The following is a 21548-nucleotide window of genomic DNA, read 5'->3' as shown; positions in this document are numbered from 1 at the left end:
TTTAGTTGTTCCCGGTATGCGAGTATCTTCTCTGAACTGGACGACTCGGGCTTTGCCCGAGCCTGTAATAGCAACGTACATCGAGCCCTCCGAATTAAAGAAATTGTATAAATCCATTATACCATGAGTCGAGCAAAAAAGGAATGAAATAACAGGATATAACAGGACAAAATAATTTAACAATTTTAAGGGTAAAAATACCCCGAAATCCGCTATATTAAGCGATTCTCAGGGTTCAAATTCCTCTATTTTGTTAAGAAACTCCTAAAGTCAGGAGAAATTCTTCACTTTTAGTATAATTTTAAAGGAATTTCAGGAAATATGGTGAATAAGTAGAGTATTTAAAGCTATGGCAGATCATACCAATTTTGATTGCATTTACCCTGAAGGCTTATTAGATGTGGTCTAAGACTTACAAAAGGAGAGATAGAAACAATGAAAAGTGTGCTCGATATTTTTTCTAAGAGACAACCCTGTGAGGAAACAAATTATATTTTTAAATATGTTGAAGACAAATTCAAAGGTATTGATGCAGTCGAACCAAAGCTTGAATATCCAATCCATAGGAGGATGGTGGGGCACTTTGTAAAACTATTTAATAATGAACGTCAAATGGCTAATTCAGCAAAGAAACTATTGAATATTGCAGCTGTTTTAAGTAGCTTTGATGTAAATATGTCGCATATTGCTCATAAGCTTATTGATTTTGCCAAGAAAATGGCCCTTTTAAGTGAGTCGAATCTTGCTGTTGTAGAACAAACTAATGCTGGGATGAGTGAGGTGAATTCGACGGTAGAAAAAACGTCAAAGACATTATCCCAGTTATCTGAAGCATCAGAAGATCTTGTTCGAAATAATCATATTAGTTTAAATCAACTTAAGGAAGTAAATGAACTGAAAGACAATGTTATGCTCGATGCTAATATTATGGGTGAAAAAATTGCTCAATTAGTTGAAATGGCTAACAGAGTTAATGAAATAGTCCTCGGGGTGGGGGAGATAGCTGAACAAACTAATTTACTTGCGCTTAACGCCTCGATTGAGGCAGCGCGTGCAGGAGAAAACGGACGTGGTTTTTCTGTTGTGGCTGAAGAAATTCGTAAATTGGCAGATGATACAAAAAGAAGCCTCGAAGGCATGAGGTCTTTCGTTGGAAACATTCAAACTGCTGCTCAAGAAGGTAAGCAAAGCATGGATAATACAATGTCTTTAACCGAAAAAATGAGCCTAAAGATTGAAACTATCACTGAAACTATGGAAAAAAATGTGGAAATGCTACAAACGACTATCCATGATGTACAGTTTATTAATCAATCAATGGAAGGTATAAAAGTTGCAACTAATGAGATTAATCAGGCTATGGAAGTGTCGAGCCGTGATGCTGAGGAGTTGACTATGATGACCCAAATCATTCATAGTGACGCCCTAGCCAGTGCTGAATCAGCTAAAGAAATTGCTATTATTGATGACGAAATATCTAGTATTGTTAAGGAGCAGATGAGTTCATTAATCGGCAGTAGTAATGCTTTAAACAACGAAGAATTTCTAGCTACTATTACCGATGCTAAAAAGGCACATACCAAATGGCTGGAAAATTTTAAAAAAATAGTTACTGATATGACGATTTATCCGCTGCAGACAGATGGTACTAAATGCGCTTTTGGACACTTTTACCATGCAGTTCAAGTGTCCAACTGTTCCATAGCTGAAGAGTGGGATAAAATTGAAGCCATTCATAATGATTTGCATAAAATAGGGCAAATCGGAATTGAGGCAGTTAAAGCAGGGCAACATGTAAGTGCTCAAGAATCCTATAGCAGGGCAGAAGTCTTATCAAAAAGTATTTTCACCCAACTGGATAAGGTTACAGCTGCGGTTGAAGATATGTCGACTAAAGGTATTAGTTTATTTGGGAGTACTGAAATTGACCAGGCCTGTAATGGAAAATGCGCTGAGTGCTAGGTATGTGCTCGGTGAATGATTAAGGAAGCCCAGATACCTTAAGGGCTTCCTTTTCTACCCATTGAAAATTTGTTATTGTTTTCAGCTCCCTTAGGCTATACCGTTAAGTCGGTCATATATAACCTCTCGAGCACCTACAGTCAAAATTACAATTAAATTTTCTTGAGAAAAGATGGTGTAAACAACTCGGTATTCCTTAGTACCACAGCGGAAAGATACTCGATAAGTTTCATAAAATGGCCCGCGAAGTCGCTTAAAAGCAAACGGATCTTGTTCTAAGCATTCAAAAACTGCTGGTATTTCCTTGAGTTCTTCCTTACGCAGAACTACTAGATCATGAACACCCCGGGTAGTTATCATGACATTGAATTGTCCTCTATCAGTCTTGTGAATTCCCAGTGATGATAAAGCTTGAGCTTCCCACCACCGAATACATTGACCATTTTTATGGGCTCTATGAGCTTCTTCCGATAAACGATCTAGGACAGTGCTCAACTTAAGCTTATGCTCTAATAATTTGTGTTTAAGACAATCCCCATTACAGCCTTCTGCCAGTAAATCGCTAATAATTAAGTCTTCGAAGAAATCTGAGAGTGGTCGAACTGAGCGTTCAGCTGTTCGTACAAATACTTTTCCTTCAGAATCGACACATAAATCTAGGGTATCTTCTTCTACTAGTCCAAATAGTTCACGTAGTTCTTTGGGTAAAATGATTTCTCCTTTTGTTCCAACCTTTACCCGATACGTTTCCATAAATACTCCTCCTTTAACTTAATTTTAATTGGGTTAAGGCCGGTAGGGGGTGTTACCATTATAGTTTCAACAATAATCTGAATATTCCTCCTTTAACTATATGCAAAAGAAATTTTTTTTGAGCTTACCATATTTAATAAGTTGACTTTTTTTGCTGGAGTCATTAATATATTGGAGCAAAACGCAATAATTTTATAGTCTTATCAATGGAATACTATGAGGTTATATTAGTATACACTTAGGGGTGACAACTTTGGCTAAAAAAAACTATTATAGTGTTAAACTAGGTCACAAGACAGGTATCTTTAATAATTGGCCCGAATGTCAAGCATCCGTGAAAGGGTATAAAGGTGCAATCTATAAAGGATTTGAAACAAAGCCTGAAGCACTTGAATGGTTAAATAACACAATAAGTCAGAACCATAAGGAAAGCACAAGTTTTAATCTACACGATTCTTCGATTAACAATGTTGACTATGAGGTCTATACTGATGGTAGCTTTGTAAACGGAAAATATTCTTATGGTTATGCGTTTGTTAAGAATGGGGAAGTGGTTCTCGAAAGTAATGGGGTTGGAGAAGATCTAGAGGCCGCCACCATGAGGAATGTTGCGGGAGAAATCGCAGCGGTACAACATGCTGTGGAAAAAGCAAAATCATTAAACGTCCGGATACGAATTATTCATGATTACTCAGGTATTTCTCATTGGGTTACAGGGGATTGGCAAGCAAAAAATAAATTCACTCAAGCGTACGTTAAGTTCATGAGAGAGCATCAAGGTTTATATGAGTTTCAAAAAGTTGCTGGTCATAGCGGTGATCGTTTTAACGATTACGTAGACCAGTTAGCAAAAAAGGCTCTGGGGATAGGATCAAAGTAATTTATATAAATAGCTGCATGTCTGAGTCAAGAGCATCAGATAGATATTCTTTGGCCGTTATAATTTCAACTTCAGGCAGTAGTTCCTCAGGTTTAAAGCCCATTACGTCAACAGATAGTTTACAGCCGTAGAACTTTACTCCCTTTTTCCGGGCTCCATTGAGAAAGTCGGTTAATGAAGGTGCTTTGTCATCTTCCATCATTTCAAGAAGCATTTGTTTTCCGAGGCCAACCATGTTCATCCTTGAAAGAGGTAATTCGTCAGGCCCTTTAGGTGTAACCATTCCAAACATTTTTTCGTAAAGAGTTTTGTCATCTGATGTAGCCTTTTCCGGATCACGAACTAGACAGAGCCCCCAAAATGCGAAAAACATAGTCACATCTACATCCAATTCTCGGGCAGAATTAGCCAGTATCAGTGCTGCTAGAGCTTTATCATAGTCTCCGCTAAACACAAGTAGATTCATTTTCTTGTTCAATTTGTGCAACCCCTTTACTGATCATCTTTCAAACCTATTATAAGTAGAAATAAGCTTTTATATAAGTTGATCAGATGTAAGATGTTGGATGCTTGGCGATTCTTTCAAGTAATTGAATTAGAATATCGATCTCACTAAAATCATTGTATAACCCAAAGCTTATACGAACCACCCCAGGGCGGGGAATGTCTCGACGTTTCCGGTAGAGTTCCATTTGCTTTGGAGAAATCCCTAATAGACTTTGAATGTAAGGTTGAGTACAAAAACAACCGGTTCTTACAGCAATTCCCGCCTGATTTGATAATATTTTTGCAACTTGTTCATGAGCAATCCCTTTAATGTTAAAAGGAATCACTCCGATTCTAGGTTCGCCATGTACAGTATGAGAGTAAACTTTGATACCGGGAATGGAATTGAGCTTTGAATTTGCATAGTTTGTTAGTTGATTTTCGTAGTGATCTACATTTTTCATACCCAATCCGCTGAGAGTTTTGACCGCTGCTGCCAGAGCAACAACTCCCATCAGGTTAGGAGTTCCTGCTTCTTCGTTATGAGGCGGTTTTTCCCAAACTACCCAATTATGGGTTACAGTTTCTGCTGTCCCTCCTCCCACAAACTCAGAAATACCTTTATTGAAGGTTTCTTCAGGCCCGATAAGTACACCTGTTCCGAAAGGAGCATACATTTTATGAGCGGAAAATACGAGATAATCAATGGATTGCAGCGAGTTTTGAGGATTCATATTTATAGAATTATGCGGAACTAACTGGGCCCCGTCGACGAGAATTTTTGCATTATAGCGGTGTGCCAATTCAGCAATTTTATGTATCGGGTTTACATATCCTGTTACGTTAGAGGCACCCGTAACAGTTACAAGCTTAACATTCCCTTTATGTTTTGCTAATCTGACCTCCAAATCTTCGAGACTTAATTTTCCTGAGGGATCTGTCTGTACATAATCCACTTGATATTTGTTTCTCCAAGGGAGATCGTTGGAATGGTGTTCCATCCAAGTTGAGAGAATAACACTTTTTTTGTTCCCATCCCATAAGCGATAAGATAATTTATTAATAGCTTCTGTTGTATTTTTGACAAAGATTACAGTATCGCGAAAGGGATCAGCATTAACAAATTTTAGAATTGTAGATCTTGCTTCTTCATAAACCTTCGAAGAAAGCTGTGATTTATAGCCTGTTCCACGATGTATTGACGAATACATACCTGCAAAATGATTTATCTCTTCCATGACAGAAACAAACGGTGGAGTAGAAGCTGCGTTGTCGAAGTTTATGGCTGTTGTATATAGGCCGTTAGAAAGTGGGATCTTAGTATCAGCTCCGACAATCAAATTTCTATAATTAGATCGGGATAGTTTAAAATTAAGATTCATTTAATCACCTCTAGCTTAAGATATCTTAGGCTTTATGCTCTGTTAGCATGATATTTATCTATAGACAAAAAGGTGACACAACATTTAACGTACATGATATTAATGACACTGAAACATACTATAATCGGAGTGGATAAAGATAAGTGGAGGTAGATATGAAAAAGACTGGTGAGATACAAAAACACACTAAAGGGTATACAAGTGCTAAATATGATTCTCGAAGTGCAGAGTTTAAGCAGGAACAAAAAGATGCTAAAGAGTCTACAGCAAAAGGTTAATAACGATTTAGGTAGTTCATTTATCTGTGATAGCTTGGGTGAATGAAGTCTGGCCATTATTCAATAAGGCTGTAACAAATTTATGTTACAGCCTTTTGATTTGTGATCTTATTGACCTATCAGGGACTCTTGGGGTTATTGGTAGGGCTAGTTGGTACCTTTTTCTTATCATTATCTGAGTTTAAACGCTGGTCATCAAGATTAGCGGCATGAGTTCTTGATTTGTCTGTTTTTTTACTGCTCATTATTTATTTTCTCCTTTTTTAAATAATCGGGTAACCAATGTTAGGGTTTCCTAATTAATTGGTTCTAATGCTTATCAAAACATTGCTGGTATCATTTTTGAAATTTCACAATAAATCAAATACCCTATTGACTATTACCAGGTTTTAAGGTGTACTAAGAGTATTAAATTGAAAATTTAGATAATGATATTGAGCTTAAATCTGGAGCAAAGGAGATTCACAGATTGCCTTATATAGATGTATTAGGGAAGAAAACATATTTTCAACAAAGTGGTAATTTCCAAGCGGGTCTGAAGACAATACTTTGTGTACATGGAGCTGGGGGAACCAGTGAGAATTGGATCTATCAGTTAGCCAACTTTGATAACTGTAACATTATTGCACCAGATCTTCCGGGACATGGCCTGTCTGAAGGTTCGCCCCCAGACAGTATTAATTCATATCGAGATTTTGTTTTAAACTTTGCGCAGGCTTTAGAAATAAATTCATTTGTCCTTATGGGCCATTCGATGGGAGGGGCAATAGCTTTAGAGTTAGCCATTGCGCATCCAATAGTTTTAAAGGGTTTGATTATTGTTGGTAGTGGGGCAAGGCTGCGTGTAAATCCGTCCGTACTGGATGCCTTGTCTAGGGGTAGGTGCCCAGTCGAGAATATTGAGTACAGCTACTCCAAGAAGTCACCTCCAGCAATTCTAGACAAAGCAAGGTTAGCAATGAATAATGTTCCAATTGATGTTCTTAAAGCTGATTTTTATGCTTGTAATAAGTTTGATATTATGAATCGCCTGCCCAGGATTAAAATCCCTGTTTTAATAATCTGTGGAAAAGAGGATCAGATGACTCCTCTTAAATATTCAGATTACTTGTGTAAGAATATACCTAATTCAAATTTAGTACATGTTACTAATGCTGGTCATATGGCTATGCTAGAGAGACCGGATCAGGTAAATGGGGCAATAACCAAGTTTCTGGAAATGCTTTATTAAAAGAATATTGGAATTGCATTTCTGTTAGTATTACTAAAATCGAACTATGATACACCTCCTTCAGAGGTGGGGATATCATAGTTTGATTTTGTTTTATAGAAGGTTTATGCAAAATGTGTATAATTAGAGATAGTCATATCACAAGTGAAAATCGATATAGAAGTGAGCGAGATGTAAAATGATCAAAAGGATAAGCGCCTACGTTAACATTGCTATTGAGGATTACGATGAATCTGTGCTAAACCATGTCGTTGAACTAATGAAGGATTCGTTAAGAGAACAGGTCTTAGATGTTATCCTGGAGGATAAATGGGAAATAGAAGAAAACAGACGTACACTGTTCAGAAATAGAGAAGGGGTGTGGGAATCACACCAGATTGAAGATGGTAGAGAGATTAAAGACTCTTTGGAAGTTATGACTGTAATTGTCCAAGGAGAAGTATTAAGCGATAGCAATATGTAAAAAATAGGAAGGTGATACTTTGTCAGTCGATGAGAAACTCCTACATAAAGTGCGGGCATTACTAAACTTGGCGAGAAATGGGGGGGATCCGGAAAGTAATGAAGCTAAATCTGCCCTATTAATGGCTCAGCGTTTTATGGCTGAAAATGGAATTGACGAATTAGAAATCAACACTTCTGGAGAAGCAGATTATAAAAAAGAGATCCTCGATGATTATGCTACAGAATTTGAGAAACTGTCTTGGTGGAAAAAGAGTCTTGGTAAAGTAATCGCTCAGAATTTTAGGTGTTATTCTTATCTGAATAAATGTAACGGGTATACCAGGCTAGCATTCATGGGATTAAAAGAGGATGCTGAAATTGCTGTCATAGCCTTTAAATTTGCTACGGATTCTATCCGGCTTGGAGCTGACCTATTTATGAAGAATTACCGCAAGGAATATCTAAAGGTAGAAGGACAGCGCCCAAGTCTTACCCAGCAAAGAGGAGTCAGAAACAATTATGTTGAAGGTTGGATCTCCGGATTAGAGGCCCAGTATGCACAACAAGTCAGCAAAGAGGGATGGGGACTGGTTCTTGTTAAAGATGCACTAGTTATCCAGACTTATAAGGATATGGAATTAGGCCGTGGAAAAACATCTCAACATACCCGAAAGGACAGTCTGGCTGGTAAAGCAGCATATGAAAAAGGATATAGAGATGGCAAAGGTTTTAGTACGATCCCTCATGGAAGGTTGAAAAATATTCATTAAACTTGCCATTTGGATCTCCTCACCTTATGATATAAAAGAATAAAAAAACCGTTTAGCACTTGAACTGAGAGAGGTTGATCCGGATGGTGAAAATTGAACTTATTGCAACAGCAGCCTTTGGCTTAGAATCTATTGTTGCACGTGAACTCAAACAACTGGGGTATGATGATATAGTTGTAGAAAATGGAAAGGTAATATTTAAAACTGATGAATTGGGAATCTGCCGAACAAATTTATGGCTCCGAAGTGCGGATCGTGTTTTATTAAGAGTAGGATCCTTTGAAGCTCGAACCTTTGAAGAGCTTTTTCAACAAACTAAGTCTCTACCTTGGGAAGATTGGCTCTCCATAGATGCTAATTTTCCTGTTCAAGGGAAATCCGTAAAATCAAAACTGTATAGTGTTTCCGACTGTCAAGCCATTGTAAAAAAGGCGATTGTAGAACGTCTCAAAGAAACATATAATTGTAACTGGTTTGAAGAGAGTGGTCCTCGTTATCAGATCGAAGTAGCGTTATTAAACGATAGAGTCACTTTAACAATTGATACTTCTGGGATTGGTTTACATAAACGAGGATATCGAAAACTTGCAGGACAAGCCCCCCTTAAAGAGACATTAGCGGCAGCTATGATTCAGCTGAGCTATTGGAATAAAGATCGGGCCTTAATCGACCCCTTTTGTGGAACCGGAACAATTCCCATTGAAGCCGCCTTAATAGCGCAAAATCGTGCTCCAGGCCTAAAGAGAAGCTTTGCAGCTGAAAAATGGCCCCAAATTCCTAGGGGACTATGGCAAGAAGCCTGGCAAGAGGCGCTAGATCTATGGGAACGAGAGACTATATTAAATATCTTTGGTTCTGATATTGACCCTAAAGCTTTGGAGTTAGCTCGAATCCACGCCATAGAAGCTGGTGTTGAAGGAATTGTACACTTTCAGCGCTTGCCAGTTGCCGAAGTAAGATCCCGATTTAGCTTCGGGCATCTTATTGCAAACCCACCTTATGGAGAACGACTTGGAGACATTGACGATGTCAAAGGGCTGTATCAAGAACTTGGAGAAACTTATAAACGTCTCAACGACTGGTCGCTTCATATATTAACCAATTTCCAATCCCCAGAAACATTAATCGGAAGACGCTGGGATAAAAGTCGTAAGCTCTATAATGGTCGATTAGAATGCCATTACTATCAATTTTTCGGCCCTCGACCACCTAGATAACATTTAAGGAAATTCTAATGAACTAATCTAATAATTAGAAGTATTGAATTAGTTCATTATATTTAATGAAGAAAAAAATGGGCTTTAGAATTCATGTCGAGGAAAATTCATGAATTAAGCCCATTTTTTGTTTCTATTTCACTAAAATTTGCGGTTCACCTTTTAGTGAACGTATATCTTTAATTGCCCGTTCAACTTCTTCTTCAAGTCCTTCTATTACAAGTGTAACCGAGCCTTCTGATCCATCGACCCCTCCTGCAGCAATACAAGACGCTTCAACATCATAAAGAGTTTCTAGAGCTGTTAGTTCTGTCACTACTCTAGCTCCAACCATCGGGATCAGTCCGACCTTGTTACCGATGGCTTGGTCAACTGTAGACTTTGTCATAAATTCCACGGCTTTACGGACATCGGGAACCATTTTTTCCAGTCCGATTGGAACAATTAATTCAATACCTCTAGCATATATTATCCCTTGGGCAGCCCCAATTGTTCCTCCCATGGGGTCTGAAACCATCACTGCGGCTAAACCAGTGTGATCCACTGCGTTGCCACCCTTGATAAAGATGTCTCCCCTTTTTAATTTTGGCAAATATTCTTTCCAAGGGATTTCCTGTGCTTGTCCTTTAATAATTACGTAGGGTTGCGTCTTTTTAGAAGATTTGCTTATTCCTAGCTCACCATTGGTAACAATGCCCATTGTATAGCCTGTTTTGTCTTCAATTTGAACACCTAACAATTCTTCAGCTACATAGGCATTCGTAGTTCCGCCGGCAACAATAATAGTGTGTTTTTCCAAGGCATTTTGTACACTGGGCAATCCAATTGTTCCTTTGGCGATAAGTCGTTTTGATTCACTTGAGGTCAGAGTAACTAATGCTTTCATTGATACCCTCCTTATATTTAGAACATAACCAGATAATCATATGTTATACCAAAATTTAAGAATAATAAAGTTATCAGACAGTAGCTACCTAAACAGGGTAAGTGATAAAAGCAATGCTCTATTTTCTTTGCTTCTAGTGCTCTAAAGACTCAGTGGGATATGGAAATTAAAAAATTGGATTAATTAGTAAATAATGGTACCATTTTAACTGCAAAGGCATAATTTGAATTAAGAAAATAACCCATAAAACACAGGAAATGGAGGAATATATAATGGCATTTGGCGGAGTTGTTGATGGAGCAAGTGGACCTAACTGGTTACCGGGTATTGCTGTTGTAGTAGTTATTATCCTTCTGCTCATCGCAATGGGAATTGTATTCTAGTCTAAGACTCTGGTTGATTTGAAAGGAGGAAACTTCATGTACGGATACGGAGCAGGATGTGGTGTTGGAAGTTATGTAGGTGTGGGAATTATTTCAATTGCTATTCTCATTCTCATTGCCCTTGGTGTAATCTTCTAAAATTTATAAAATGTTAAAGAGCATTCCAAGAAAGGAGTGCTCTTTATTATTTTTTTTAATTACAAAACATAAGTATTAACTAAATTTTTAATTTAATTGGCTATTTATTGCAGATTTATAATAATTAGAAAGGATAAAAAGTGAAAGAATGTACATATTTAGGAAAAAGCTGAATGAACAGTCATCAATATATACAATTGTATTATGAGAAATGATAATTTTACAAGGCATACAAACTCACTTAGACTATAATGTGCAAAGATAACAAGAGAAGGAGGTTGGGGATTGTGATTCTTAGTATTATTGCGTATCTTTCCATTGGTCTTTTCGTAGGTATATCGGTTTTCAAAGCGTATCAGTTTGCGAAGATGCCCTTTCATGGAAGAATGGATCTTTATCCTGTCCCTAAAGAAAAAGGTTTCGAACATGGTGGATCATACTACGAGGAAACAGCTTGGTGGACTAAACCACATGAAGTTTCTCACATGAGAGAAATTGTCGAAATGCTTAAAGAGATCTTATTTATCAAAAAGCTGTTTGAAAATCAACGACCTTTCTGGTGGATTTCTTACGCACTCCATTTAGGAATTTATTTCTTAATGGCCTGGACAATCCTTTTGGTCGTAGGTGGATTGTTTGAAGTTAATGGAATTTCAGTAACCGCAAATACTTCAAGCATACTGGGTCTCTTGGTCTATTACGTCACTGCTTTAACAGGTTATTTTGGGCTAGCGCTTGCAACCGTGGGTTCAGGTTTATTATTTCTACGCAGAGCGTTTGATAATACGCTTAAAAAGTACACTACACCTCAAGAGTACTTTAATCTTTTATTGATTTTCGCTGCACTTGTGACTGGAATTTTCACATGGGGGAATGACTTAAGCTTTGGTTATGCCAGAGAAGTTACTGCAAACCTTGTAACATTTACGCCTTTTTCAGCTAATGGCCTGCTTACTTTGCACATTTTTCTTGTAGGTATCATGTTAATTTATATTCCAATCAGCAAAATGAGCCACTATGTTGGGAAGTACTTTACGTTCCATAAGGTTCTCTGGGATAATAATCCGAATCTAAAGGGGAGTGGAGTTGAGCAGGAAATAAAGAAGGCATCTTCATTCCGTCCAAGCACATCTTGGTCTGCGCCTCATATTAATCCACCCGCCGCACCCGAGAAATAGTCTGATTCGTGTATGTTAACTTTATGGAAAGTAGGGATCTAAGACATGCTAAATCAAAGAGATTTACGTCCAAAAGATATGGGACGTTCAGATGAGCAACTTATTAAACTGGACAATCTCATACCTTTATTAGCACCATACGACAAACCAGGGATGGAATCCCCTTTAACTGATCCTAAGCCTGCCTGGAAAGAGAAATTTTGCACCTCTTTAGATGGATATGTCGGGATAGATACCCTGACTCGACCAAAATCTAAAGAGGAAGAAGATGAATTTGTTCGCAAGTTCTTGAGCGGTCTAGAAAAAATCTTTTCAGATGCCAATAATGGTGTATTACAACCGCTCCTACTGTCTTTTGAATACTGTGCAAAATGTAATACCTGTTCAGATGCCTGTCATATTTATTCTGCTACAGGAAATAATGAAATGTATAGACCTATTTTCCGTTCGGAAGTTTTGCGTAAAATTGTGAAGAAATATTTCACAACGAGCGGAAAACTGCTTGGCGGATTCGTCGGAGCAGATATTGATGTCAATTGGGAAACAATTGCTCGATTAGGTGAGTTATCCTATCGCTGTAACCTATGTCGACGTTGTGCGCAAACATGTCCATTGGGCCTAGACAATGCGATCCTTTCCAAGGAAATTCGTAAGATTTTCAGCCAAGAAATGGGGATTGCCCCAACCCCACTCCATGCTAAGGGAACGATGCTGCAAATTAAGACCGGTTCATCAACGGGATTAAGTAAGCCGGCATTTCTAGACACTTTAGAGTTTTTAGAAGAAGACACCGAAGAAAAATTTGGCATTAAGCTCAAGTTTCCTGTTGATAAAAAAGGTGCTGATATCCTAGTTCTCCATAATGCTGGAGAGTTTATGGCTTGGCCCGAGAATCCAGTAGCCTTTGCTATTCTATTTGATGCAGCGGGCTTGAATTGGACACTTAGCAGCGAAATTATGGGGTATGACAGTGTAAACTACGGTCTCTGGTATGATGATTACCAAGCTAAAAAGATTGCTTTGATGCAGATGAAGGTTGCAAAAGAATTTGGTGTCAAGAGAATGGTCGTAGCTGAGTGTGGGCATGCCCATAAGGCATCAATTATTACAGGTGATCGTATGACATCTGATAGGGTTCCTGTTGAAAGTTGTTTACCTCTTCTTTGGGATATGGTTAGAAACAAACAACTAAAACTTGACCCAAGTAAAAATAACTTTCCGGTCACGCTCCACGATCCATGTAATATAGTACGACAAATGGGCATTGTTGAGCCGCAAAGAAACATTCTTAAAGCAATTGCTCCGCAGTTTAGAGAAATGACTCCACATGGTGTTGACAATTATTGCTGTGGTGGAGGCAGCGGTTTCGCCATAATGAACTACGCTAACTTCCCTGAGTTTAGAACCCAGGTTGCATCTCGAGTTAAATTCAACCAAATACTCGGAGCCTTTAAGGGAACTATGGAAGACGTAGCTACCCCGAAATATATCTGTGCACCATGTTCTAACTGCAAAGGGGCAATGCGCGGTATTTTGGAGCATTACGATGCGTCCGAGAAGTATAACCTTCAGTACGGTGGTTTAGTTGAACTTATGGTTAATGCCCTTATATCGATGAAGAAACCTTTCCTTGAATTCTTAGAGTAGGATGTACTATAACTAGATTTAGCTATTAAAAATTCCCATAAGGCCATTTCAGAACTTTCTGAAATGGCCTTATCTAAAGAAGCCTAGATTGAGAGTGGGGTAGACCCCTTGTCCATTTCTCGGAGGCAATGTGTGTAGATCTAATTGATATAGAGCTACCTTATGCTCGTCCATTTGCAACAGTTATTGATGTTCTTATTCATGCTGCAACAACGTTAGAAAACAAGGGTTAGGGTTTAGGCTAAGTGAATCACTGCCAAAAAACGTTAGACCGCCTTCAAGCCTCTGTCTTGGGTCATGGAATTAGAGGGTATGAACTGCATTCATACTGAAGGAAGAGGAATTATAGTCACTAGAGCATATTTCAAATATCATTACAACCTTGGCCGTAATTAAAAAATGATATAGTACAATCTGTATTATATATTGTACGAATGGAACTTCAGGTGTTAAATTATTTATATGGACTCGTGTTAATTTACACAAGTGAAAAGTTTTACAGTGTCCAATGTTTGATTGTTCTCTTTAATAGTTTAAGGAGGTGTATATTGTGTTTATCGTATCAATCGACGAAGATCTATGTTCGGGATGTGACTCTTGTACTGAAGGATGCCCCGCCCACCTGCTTGGATTTAGCGAGGACAAGGCTCATGTTACTGGTGACGAATCAGAATGCATGGGATGCGAAAGCTGCACTTCAGTTTGTCCGACTGGTGCTATCACTATCACTGAAATGTAAATAGACCCCATAAACTAAAAGACGGAGGGTGTGCCATGACAGAAAAGAATACGCCACTACTGGACGAACTTGAAAAAGGTAAATGGCCCAGTTTTGTGACGGAAATTAAACGCGCTGCAGTGAAGAGTGAAGCTGCAGGCGAATTGCTCCAAGTCTTGGAAAGATCCTATAAAGAGCGTAGAGGACACTGGAAACACGGTGGTATTGTTGGAGTTAGAGGTTACGGCGGTGGAGTTATCGGTCGTTATGTTGACGAGCCACAAACTTATCCTAACGTAGCTGAGTTCCATACAGTCCGTTTACTCCAGCCATCAGGATGGTTCTACAACACGAAAACATTACGTACGGTTTGTGATATTTGGGAGAAGTACGGAAGCGGCTTAACAAATATGCATGGATCTACCGGTGATATTATTCTTTTAGGTTGTAAAACAGAGCATATCCAACCTATCTTTGATGAGTTTAGTGATGCTGGATTCGACCTCGGTGGTTCAGGATCTTGCCTAAGAACTCCTAACTGCTGCGTTGGACCAGGACGTTGCGAACATGCTTGCTATGATACCTTAGAAGCATGTTATAATATTACGAACGAATTCATGGATGAGCTTCATCGTCCTATGTGGCCATATAAGAGCAAAATTAAGTTCTCCGGTTGTGCAAACGACTGCACATCTTCAATTGCTCGTTCTGACTGCTCAGTAATTGGTACCTGGCGCGATACACTAAGAATTGACCAAGAGGCTGTTAAAGAATATGCTGCTAAAATTAATATTAAAGCTGCTGTCTGTGACAAATGCCCAACTAGCTGTCTGACCTTCAATGCTGAGACACAAGAACTCAGCGTAGTTGGTGAAGATTGCACACGTTGTATGCATTGCATCAATGTAATGCCTAAAGCTATTCAGCCTGGAAAAGAAAAAGGCGCAACCATCTTAATAGGTGGTAAATCAACCATTGTTCAGTCCGCCTTCATGTCTTGGGTTATTGTACCATTCATGAAAATGGAAGCAGAAGATGATTTTGCAGAGTTTAAAGATCTTATGCGTCGTATCTGGGAGTGGTGGGATGAGCATGGCAAATCCCGCGAACGTATCGGTGAAACTATTTATCGCTTAGGAATGACTAAATTCCTTAATGGTATTGAAGTTGCTCCTGTACCGCAAATGGTCTTCCGCCCACGTGCGAATCCTTATGTGTTCTGGAATCAAGACGATCTTGACAGAAGTGGAACAGCACTTGACGGATCAAAGCTCTAGTTTTAAAATAATAAGTAGCTAACGAGAGGTGGATAACGATGGCAATTTTAGATCAAGGACCTCCGCATTATAAAAAGATGCTTCCTCCTATTGTACAAGAGAACTATGGTAAATGGAAATATCATGAGATTCCTAGTCCAGGCGTACTAAAACATGTTGGTGAAAGCGGAGCAGCTCTGTATAGCGTACGTGTTGGTACTCCACGATTAGTCAGTATTGATTTTATTCGCGATGTTTGTGTAATAGCTGATGAGTACTGCGATGGTTTCCTTCGCTGGACAACTCGTAACAACGTTGAGTTTTTAGTTTCTGACGAGGCTAAACTTAAACCATTACTCGAAAAATTAGAAGCAGAAGGCTATAGTGTTGGCGGAACAGGACGCTCCGTAAGCAATATCGTACACACTCAAGGGTGGGTACACTGTCATACACCAGCTACTGATGCTTCAGGTGTTGTTAAAGCCGTAATGGATGATTTATATGAGTATTTTAATACCATGAAGCTTCCTGCTAAATTAAAAATGGGCTTAGCATGTTGCTTAAATATGTGTGGAGCTGCACACTGCAGTGATATCGCAATTGTAGGTGTTCATAGAACTCCTCCTCGTATCAACCACGAAGTAATTCGTAAAGGTACAGAGATACCAAGTCTTGTTGCTAGCTGCCCAACTGGAGCTATTCGTCCAGATCCGAAAAACAAGAGCGTTATCGTTAATGAAGATAAATGTATGTATTGCGGTAACTGCTACACCATGTCACCAGCTATGGAAATCTATGATCCCAAAAATGATGGTATTGCCATCCTTATTGGTGGGAAGACTTCTAATGCACGAACTTCACCGAGCTTCTCTCGTATGGTTATTCCTTTCCTTCCAAACACTGCACCACGTTGGCCTGAGACTACAGAAGCAATTCGAAAAATCATTGAACTCTGGATTGCGAATGCAAATGACGGAGAACGTGTAGGCGAGTGGGTTGAGCGAATTGGTTGGGAAAGATTCTTCACCTTGGCTGAGCTTCCGTTCTCAGACATGTTGATTGATGACTATATCTTCTCAAGAGAGACGTTCCGTACTTCAGCACAATTTAAGTACTAATCTGAAGGAATAATGTAGAAAGTTGGTATTTAAAATGGCAAGAGGACCAGCCGATCCCGAAGTTAAAGCTAAGGTTTTAGAATACCTTGGCAAAGTACAAAAAGCTAAAAGCAGAGATGTTGCCGTAGCTATTGGAGCCTCAAAGAGTGATGTTGACAATGCAGTCAAGGAATTAACTGCTGAAGATCTCGTTGAGTACCTCTATATTACTACAACCTTCATTTGCTTAAAAGGAAAGGTTCAAACTCCAGACTAATTGAACTGATTCTACTACTCTAGATAGACATGATCATTAAGAGTATATAGACCATCCTAAATACCCGATGTTCCTGTTTCTGCTGATTGGATCTGCATTATAGGAACGGGATTCAGGGTGGTCAATTTTATCTCATGAGAAAGATCAACCCTACTAACTATTTAACGTAATTTCTCTCCTGAAAATATCTCCAAGAAAGGTGTGGGTATTATGAAATCTTTATTAATGAATGATCAGAGCATTAACAATGTCCCTCGCTTAGTAATTGGAGCACCTCAGGGGCGGAGCGGAAAAACTACTTTTACCCTTGGACTACTCAGAGCTTTCGCACGACAAGGGTTAACCGTACAACCTTTTAAAAAAGGTCCAGACTATATTGATGCCAGTTGGCACTCAGCAGCTGCAGGTAAGACCTGTCGTAACTTAGATTCTTTTTTTATGAATAAAACACAAATTTGCAGCTCAATTCTTGATCAAGCTTCTGATAAGCAAATAACGATCATTGAGGGAGCTATGGGACTGTATGATGGTCTTGACCTTCAAGGCAGCAGCTCTACCGCGGAAATTGCTAAAGTCACTCGTACGCCGGTATTATTTGTGGTTGATGCCACACGTATGACTAGAAGTATTGCAGCAATGGTAATGGGGTACCAGCATTTTGATCCGGATGTTAAAATCGTTGGAGTTGTCCTTAATAAAGTTGCACGGGCTCGTCATGAAAAGGTTGCTAGAGAGGCTATAGAAGAATTTTGTAAAATACCAGTTGTTGGGGCAATTCCTAAAGATGCAAATTTATGTATTCCAGATCGACATCTTGGCTTGGTTACCAATGGAGAGTATGCTGAAACGGATAAATTGCTAGATTATCTTGCTGATGTAATTAGTGAACATGTTGATTTAACTAAGATTTTTGCGTTAGCACAAAATGCTCCGAAACTACCAAGTTATTCAGAGTCTATAGTTCTTAATTCGTCTCCAGATCTATCTTTTAAGAATAGAAGTATAAAGCCTAAGATAGGGATTATACAGGACGCAGCTTTCAGTTTTTATTATCCGGAGAATATTGAAATTTTAAAACGAAGAGCTGATGTGGTTCCTATTAGTGCACTTTTGGATAATCAACTTCCTGATAATCTTGATGCGCTTTATATCGGCGGGGGGTTTCCTGAGGTCTTTGCTCAAAGGCTCGAAGCTAATTATTTATTGCGTGATGAGATACGACTTGCCGGAGAAAAGGGATTACCTATTTATGCAGAGTGCGGCGGACTAATGTATCTTGGCCGCTCTATTCGGACTACTACTCAAAATTATGAGATGGTTGGTTTGCTTCCTTTTGATACTCAGATGGAAAGTAAGCCTCAAGGCCACGGTTATACTATTATGGAGACAAATCCCGATCAGCTTTGGTTTCCAGATAAGACTCAAATTCGGGGGCATGAATTCCATAACTCTCGTATTATTAATTTAGAACCTAATCTGAAGTTTGGTTTCATGGTTAAGAGAGGTCATGGAATTGATGGTCAGCATGATGGGCTTTGTTATAAAAATATATTTGCTGCCTATAATCACATTCATGCTTTGGGTTGTCCGGAATGGGCTGAAGGTTTAATAAATATGGCTATACTTTATAGCAATACAAGATGGTCAAAGGTCGAAAGAATATCAGGCTAATATGAATTTTAAATAGTTCTTAAGTTTCTATTGATTAAAAATCACTATACTAATCAATAATAATAAAGCTTTCCAATATTGGAAGGCTTTTATTATTGATTTAGCTTATTTCCTATTACTATAAACCTTTTTTTCGAAAAGATTAGTCTCCATCTGGCTAATAACTGATTTGGGTGATATTATATTAATAGAGATTGATCCATTTGTAATGATGGAAAAATATTTCTTTAATATACCTAGGAGGGAAGGGGAATCTTTTCATTATATTTCTTTATGATTGGATGTAAGCACCAATTTTTTATGGAGCTTTTGTAGGCCTTATTTTTACAACGATTATTAATAATAGTGATAGCTTAATGTATTTGCAATGATTTGTAGAGAGAGCTAATTATATAAGGGATCTAGGAAGGGGATACATCATCATGGAACAACACCTTCTTGTCTTCAAAGAGGTGGCAGAAACTAGAAACATAACTTTAGCTGCGAAAAAGCTGCATATGAGTCAACCAAGTATTAGTTTACAGATTCAAAATTTAGAGAATCAATATGGTGCGCGCTTTTTTGATCGTACTAATAAAGGTGTAACTCTAACTAAAGAGGGAAAAATCTTTTATGCGCATGTACGTAGTGTATTGGATATTTTATCCAATGCTAAAGAGCAAATTAGCGCTCTTGCTAAGGATCAACGGGGATTGATCTATCTCGGATCTACTTTAACAATTGGCGAGTATATTCTTCCCAATATTTTAGCCTTTTTATTTAAAACCCACCCTGATGTAGATTTTAAGGTGAAGATAGCCAATACAGAGTCAATTTCACAAGATGTCCTTGAAAAGAAGATACATATCGGTTTAATTGAGGGGCCGGTTCCACAGCACAAGGATTTAAATGTCGAAAACTTTTGGGAAGACGAGTTGGTTGTAGTAGTATCAAATTTTCATCCTTGGGCATCACGGAAAAGCATTACTCTTGCTGAACTTCCCAATGAACGCTTAGTGACAAGAGAGGATGGTTCAGGAACACGAAAGGTAATGGAGATGGCACTCCAAGAGAGGGGAATGGATCCAGATCAATTAAACGTCTCAATGGAGTTGGGCAGTACTCAAGCGATTAAACAATTGGTTTCAGCGGGTCTAGGAATTACTATAATATCTTCCTTAACAGTTAGCCGAGAAGCAGATCAAAAACTATTTAAAACTTTAAAGATTCAAGATGCCCCTATTTATCGACCTCTAAGTATCCTTACTAATGCCAGGACTTCGCAAACAAAAGATGAACGTATTTTGATAAACCTGCTTCATGATCACAGGTTACTTTCAGATGTTTTAAGCAGAGATTATAATGAAATCGTCGATATGGAATAGGAATTAGCCGCTTAGAGATAAAAGGAAGGACGAGCACAAGATAAGATGAAAGATGATTGCCGAATCGGACTCGTTCAGATGGAATCAATAGTGGGGGAGACTGAACGGAACTTTAATAATATCATTCATTTAGCTGAAAATGCTCAAAAGCAGGAGGTCTCCTTGCTATGCTTTCCGGAATGTGCCCTGAATGGGTATTCTCCTAATCATGCTTCAGAGATAGCAAACTCCTTGGAAAGTACGTGGATTAAGCATCTAAAAGAGTGCTCAATAGACCTGGGACTGACCCTTCTAGTTGGTATGGTTGAGCAGAATGCAAAGGAGCATAAGCCTTATATATCCCATGTTATCTTGACACCTGATGAGGAACCTAAGGTATATCGCAAAGTTCATTTAGGACGTAGTGAGTTAGAATTCTTTTCACCCGGAGATAATTTTCCGATTTTTACAGCTCATGGTACTTCGTTTGCAGTTGGGATATGTTGGGATTGGCATTTCCCTGAAACTGCTGCAATTTATTCTCTCAAAGGGGCTGAGGTATTATTTGCGCCTCATGCTTCACCATTAGTAGCAGGAGACCGTAAAGAGATCTGGATGAGATACCTTGGTGCTAGAGCCTATGATAATTCTGTCTATATAGGTGCCTGTAATTTAGTCGGGAATAACGGAAAATCCAAAAAATTTAGTGGCGGGGCAATTATTGTTGGGCCCAAAGGTGACTTGTTTGAGCAAGCGAAAATTGGGGAGGACGGAATTCTTGCTGCTACCCTATCAGCAGAGAGGATCAATCATATCCGTCGTCCGGAGCGAACATCTATGCGAGATAGCTTCTTTCTTGCTGATCGAAGAAAAGAACTCTATCGCGAGCTCATCGAATTAGACATCATAGACAGATAATCCAGTGATCGAACAGAAAACCCATCCTAAATTTTATGGTTTAGGATGGGTTTTTTTGTAATTAGTAAAACTATATAGTTAATCAATAAATTGACAGGAAACATATTATTTACTGTTACCAGTTGTTTCGTGATCTTGGTTGGTAGCAGTCTCTGCAATAAACAGGTCTATCGCCAGAGGGCTGAAAAGGGACTGTGGTTTCTTTTCCGCAGGTAGCACAAATTGCTGAGAACATTTCACGAGGTTGACGAGAATATCCGCCGCCATTATTTCTATTTTGTTTTCTGGCAGCGCGGCATTCCGGGCAACGACCTGGCTCATTAGTGAACCCTTTTTCTGCGTAGAATTCCTGCTCTGAGGCTGTAAACTCAAATTCACGACCACATTCTTTACATACCAAAACTTTGTCACTAAACATCAAAAAACCTCCGAAATCTTATTACCCGCGACATGGGAAGTTCTGTATCTTCCCACAGCCTTAGGCAATCGAGAAGCTTTTTGGAAATCCTCAAGTACTTCGAGCATCTTAATTATAACTAAATACCAAATATTAGTCAATCCTGGTTATGGTATGAAACCCATTATATTCTATATTTTATAATAAATAATAGTAAAAATGGGTATTTATGAGAA

General features: G+C 38.7%; 22 protein-coding genes. 16 read left to right on the top strand and 6 right to left on the bottom strand.

Annotated elements, in window-relative coordinates; all coding sequences use genetic code 11:
* Window positions 1–435: 435 nt before the first annotated feature.
* A complete protein-coding gene (locus tag BLS16_RS10805; RefSeq protein ID WP_092333101.1) occupies window positions 436–1962 on the top strand; it encodes a methyl-accepting chemotaxis protein in 1527 nt (508 codons plus the stop codon).
* Between the two features lie 90 nt (window positions 1963–2052).
* Here the strand turns inward: BLS16_RS10805 and BLS16_RS10800 are convergent, their stop codons facing one another.
* Window positions 2053–2715, bottom strand: a complete 663-nt coding sequence (locus tag BLS16_RS10800; protein ID WP_092333100.1) for an AbrB family transcriptional regulator — start codon at window positions 2713–2715, stop codon at window positions 2053–2055.
* A 253-nt stretch (window positions 2716–2968) separates the two neighbouring features.
* Here BLS16_RS10800 and BLS16_RS10795 point away from each other — a divergent pair, with 253 nt between their 5' ends.
* Window positions 2969–3595 carry a ribonuclease H1 domain-containing protein gene (locus BLS16_RS10795; RefSeq protein WP_092333099.1) on the top strand — a complete coding sequence of 209 codons (627 nt, stop codon included), beginning with the start codon at window positions 2969–2971 and terminating at the stop codon, window positions 3593–3595.
* 1 nt (window position 3596) lies between these two features.
* Here the strand turns inward: BLS16_RS10795 and BLS16_RS10790 are convergent, their stop codons facing one another.
* On the bottom strand, window positions 3597–4073 hold the full coding sequence (locus tag BLS16_RS10790) for a DsrE/DsrF/DrsH-like family protein (protein ID WP_092333098.1): 477 nt from the start codon (window positions 4071–4073) through the stop codon (window positions 3597–3599).
* A gap of 70 nt (window positions 4074–4143) precedes the next feature.
* Window positions 4144–5463, bottom strand: coding sequence for an aminotransferase class V-fold PLP-dependent enzyme (locus BLS16_RS10785; RefSeq protein ID WP_092333097.1), 1320 nt, complete (start codon window positions 5461–5463; stop codon window positions 4144–4146).
* 155 nt (window positions 5464–5618) lie between these two features.
* Here BLS16_RS10785 and BLS16_RS24570 point away from each other — a divergent pair, with 155 nt between their 5' ends.
* Window positions 5619–5741, top strand: a complete 123-nt coding sequence (locus BLS16_RS24570) for a hypothetical protein (protein ID WP_282433734.1) — start codon at window positions 5619–5621, stop codon at window positions 5739–5741.
* 119 nt (window positions 5742–5860) lie between these two features.
* On the opposite strand, the gene BLS16_RS24565 is transcribed toward BLS16_RS24570, so the two are convergent.
* Window positions 5861–5986 carry a hypothetical protein gene (locus BLS16_RS24565; RefSeq protein WP_282433733.1) on the bottom strand — a complete coding sequence of 42 codons (126 nt, stop codon included), beginning with the start codon at window positions 5984–5986 and terminating at the stop codon, window positions 5861–5863.
* Window positions 5987–6210: 224 nt separating this feature from the next.
* On the opposite strand from BLS16_RS24565, the gene BLS16_RS10780 reads away from it, so the two are divergent.
* From BLS16_RS10780 to BLS16_RS10765, 4 genes are all read left to right on the top strand, one after another.
* Window positions 6211–6972: an alpha/beta fold hydrolase gene (locus BLS16_RS10780; protein ID WP_092333096.1), complete on the top strand. Its 762-nt coding sequence runs from the start codon at window positions 6211–6213 to the stop codon at window positions 6970–6972.
* 178 nt (window positions 6973–7150) lie between these two features.
* A complete protein-coding gene (locus BLS16_RS10775) occupies window positions 7151–7435 on the top strand; it encodes a hypothetical protein (RefSeq protein ID WP_092333095.1) in 285 nt (94 codons plus the stop codon).
* Between the two features lie 19 nt (window positions 7436–7454).
* A complete protein-coding gene (locus BLS16_RS10770; protein WP_092333094.1) occupies window positions 7455–8186 on the top strand; it encodes a DUF2786 domain-containing protein in 732 nt (243 codons plus the stop codon).
* Between the two features lie 83 nt (window positions 8187–8269).
* Complete coding sequence (locus BLS16_RS10765; protein WP_092333093.1) at window positions 8270–9403, top strand: THUMP domain-containing class I SAM-dependent RNA methyltransferase; 1134 nt, start codon at window positions 8270–8272, stop codon at window positions 9401–9403.
* A gap of 133 nt (window positions 9404–9536) precedes the next feature.
* Here the strand turns inward: BLS16_RS10765 and BLS16_RS10760 are convergent, their stop codons facing one another.
* Complete coding sequence (locus BLS16_RS10760) at window positions 9537–10289, bottom strand: hypothetical protein (protein ID WP_092333092.1); 753 nt, start codon at window positions 10287–10289, stop codon at window positions 9537–9539.
* Between the two features lie 808 nt (window positions 10290–11097).
* Here BLS16_RS10760 and BLS16_RS10755 point away from each other — a divergent pair.
* From BLS16_RS10755 to BLS16_RS10715, 9 genes are all read left to right on the top strand, one after another.
* Window positions 11098–11988, top strand: a complete 891-nt coding sequence (locus BLS16_RS10755) for a respiratory nitrate reductase subunit gamma (RefSeq protein ID WP_092333091.1) — start codon at window positions 11098–11100, stop codon at window positions 11986–11988.
* A 45-nt stretch (window positions 11989–12033) separates the two neighbouring features.
* On the top strand, window positions 12034–13635 hold the full coding sequence (locus BLS16_RS10750; RefSeq protein ID WP_092333090.1) for a (Fe-S)-binding protein: 1602 nt from the start codon (window positions 12034–12036) through the stop codon (window positions 13633–13635).
* A gap of 550 nt (window positions 13636–14185) precedes the next feature.
* The gene (locus tag BLS16_RS10745; RefSeq protein WP_014903397.1) at window positions 14186–14374 is read left to right on the top strand and encodes an ATP-binding protein; all 189 of its coding nucleotides are present in this window, start codon (window positions 14186–14188) and stop codon (window positions 14372–14374) included.
* Window positions 14375–14409: 35 nt separating this feature from the next.
* Complete coding sequence (dsrA, locus tag BLS16_RS10740; protein ID WP_092333089.1) at window positions 14410–15630, top strand: dissimilatory-type sulfite reductase subunit alpha; 1221 nt, start codon at window positions 14410–14412, stop codon at window positions 15628–15630.
* Between the two features lie 38 nt (window positions 15631–15668).
* Entirely contained in the window at window positions 15669–16727 is a 1059-nt protein-coding gene (gene dsrB / locus BLS16_RS10735; RefSeq protein WP_092333088.1) for a dissimilatory-type sulfite reductase subunit beta, read from the top strand.
* A gap of 34 nt (window positions 16728–16761) precedes the next feature.
* A complete protein-coding gene (locus BLS16_RS10730) occupies window positions 16762–16983 on the top strand; it encodes a hypothetical protein (protein ID WP_092333103.1) in 222 nt (73 codons plus the stop codon).
* 210 nt (window positions 16984–17193) lie between these two features.
* Window positions 17194–18654 carry a cobyrinic acid a,c-diamide synthase CobB gene (locus BLS16_RS10725; RefSeq protein WP_092333087.1) on the top strand — a complete coding sequence of 487 codons (1461 nt, stop codon included), beginning with the start codon at window positions 17194–17196 and terminating at the stop codon, window positions 18652–18654.
* A 422-nt stretch (window positions 18655–19076) separates the two neighbouring features.
* On the top strand, window positions 19077–20018 hold the full coding sequence (locus tag BLS16_RS10720; protein ID WP_014903392.1) for a LysR family transcriptional regulator: 942 nt from the start codon (window positions 19077–19079) through the stop codon (window positions 20016–20018).
* Window positions 20019–20063: 45 nt separating this feature from the next.
* On the top strand, window positions 20064–20915 hold the full coding sequence (locus BLS16_RS10715) for a nitrilase-related carbon-nitrogen hydrolase (RefSeq protein WP_092333086.1): 852 nt from the start codon (window positions 20064–20066) through the stop codon (window positions 20913–20915).
* A gap of 115 nt (window positions 20916–21030) precedes the next feature.
* On the opposite strand, the gene BLS16_RS10710 is transcribed toward BLS16_RS10715, so the two are convergent.
* Complete coding sequence (locus tag BLS16_RS10710; protein WP_014903390.1) at window positions 21031–21333, bottom strand: zinc-ribbon domain containing protein; 303 nt, start codon at window positions 21331–21333, stop codon at window positions 21031–21033.
* Window positions 21334–21548: the final 215 nt, after the last annotated feature.

Source organism: Desulfosporosinus hippei DSM 8344, from assembly GCF_900100785.1.
Taxonomy (GTDB): Bacteria; Bacillota; Desulfitobacteriia; order Desulfitobacteriales; family Desulfitobacteriaceae; genus Desulfosporosinus; species Desulfosporosinus hippei.
The sequence above is the reverse complement of the archived record's forward strand: the minus strand, read 5'-3'. Positions and strand labels throughout refer to the sequence as shown.

Excerpts from the sequence above, each read along its gene's own strand:
- BLS16_RS10725 (WP_092333087.1), top strand. The coding sequence starts at position 17,194 with ATGAAATCTTTATTAATGAATGATCAGAGCATTAACAATGTCCCTCGC.
- BLS16_RS24570 (WP_282433734.1), top strand. The coding sequence starts at position 5,619 with ATGAAAAAGACTGGTGAGATACAAAAACACACTAAAGGGTATACAAGT.
- BLS16_RS10715 (WP_092333086.1), top strand. The coding sequence starts at position 20,064 with ATGAAAGATGATTGCCGAATCGGACTCGTTCAGATGGAATCAATAGTG.
- BLS16_RS10785 (WP_092333097.1), bottom strand. The coding sequence starts at position 5,463 with ATGAATCTTAATTTTAAACTATCCCGATCTAATTATAGAAATTTGATT.
- BLS16_RS10730 (WP_092333103.1), top strand. The coding sequence starts at position 16,762 with ATGGCAAGAGGACCAGCCGATCCCGAAGTTAAAGCTAAGGTTTTAGAA.
- BLS16_RS24565 (WP_282433733.1), bottom strand. The coding sequence starts at position 5,986 with ATGAGCAGTAAAAAAACAGACAAATCAAGAACTCATGCCGCTAATCTT.
- BLS16_RS10750 (WP_092333090.1), top strand. The coding sequence starts at position 12,034 with ATGCTAAATCAAAGAGATTTACGTCCAAAAGATATGGGACGTTCAGAT.
- BLS16_RS10760 (WP_092333092.1), bottom strand. The coding sequence starts at position 10,289 with ATGAAAGCATTAGTTACTCTGACCTCAAGTGAATCAAAACGACTTATC.
- BLS16_RS10720 (WP_014903392.1), top strand. The coding sequence starts at position 19,077 with ATGGAACAACACCTTCTTGTCTTCAAAGAGGTGGCAGAAACTAGAAAC.
- dsrB (WP_092333088.1), top strand. The coding sequence starts at position 15,669 with ATGGCAATTTTAGATCAAGGACCTCCGCATTATAAAAAGATGCTTCCT.
- BLS16_RS10710 (WP_014903390.1), bottom strand. The coding sequence starts at position 21,333 with ATGTTTAGTGACAAAGTTTTGGTATGTAAAGAATGTGGTCGTGAATTT.
- BLS16_RS10775 (WP_092333095.1), top strand. The coding sequence starts at position 7,151 with ATGATCAAAAGGATAAGCGCCTACGTTAACATTGCTATTGAGGATTAC.
- BLS16_RS10805 (WP_092333101.1), top strand. The coding sequence starts at position 436 with ATGAAAAGTGTGCTCGATATTTTTTCTAAGAGACAACCCTGTGAGGAA.
- BLS16_RS10800 (WP_092333100.1), bottom strand. The coding sequence starts at position 2,715 with ATGGAAACGTATCGGGTAAAGGTTGGAACAAAAGGAGAAATCATTTTA.
- dsrA (WP_092333089.1), top strand. The coding sequence starts at position 14,410 with ATGACAGAAAAGAATACGCCACTACTGGACGAACTTGAAAAAGGTAAA.
- BLS16_RS10765 (WP_092333093.1), top strand. The coding sequence starts at position 8,270 with ATGGTGAAAATTGAACTTATTGCAACAGCAGCCTTTGGCTTAGAATCT.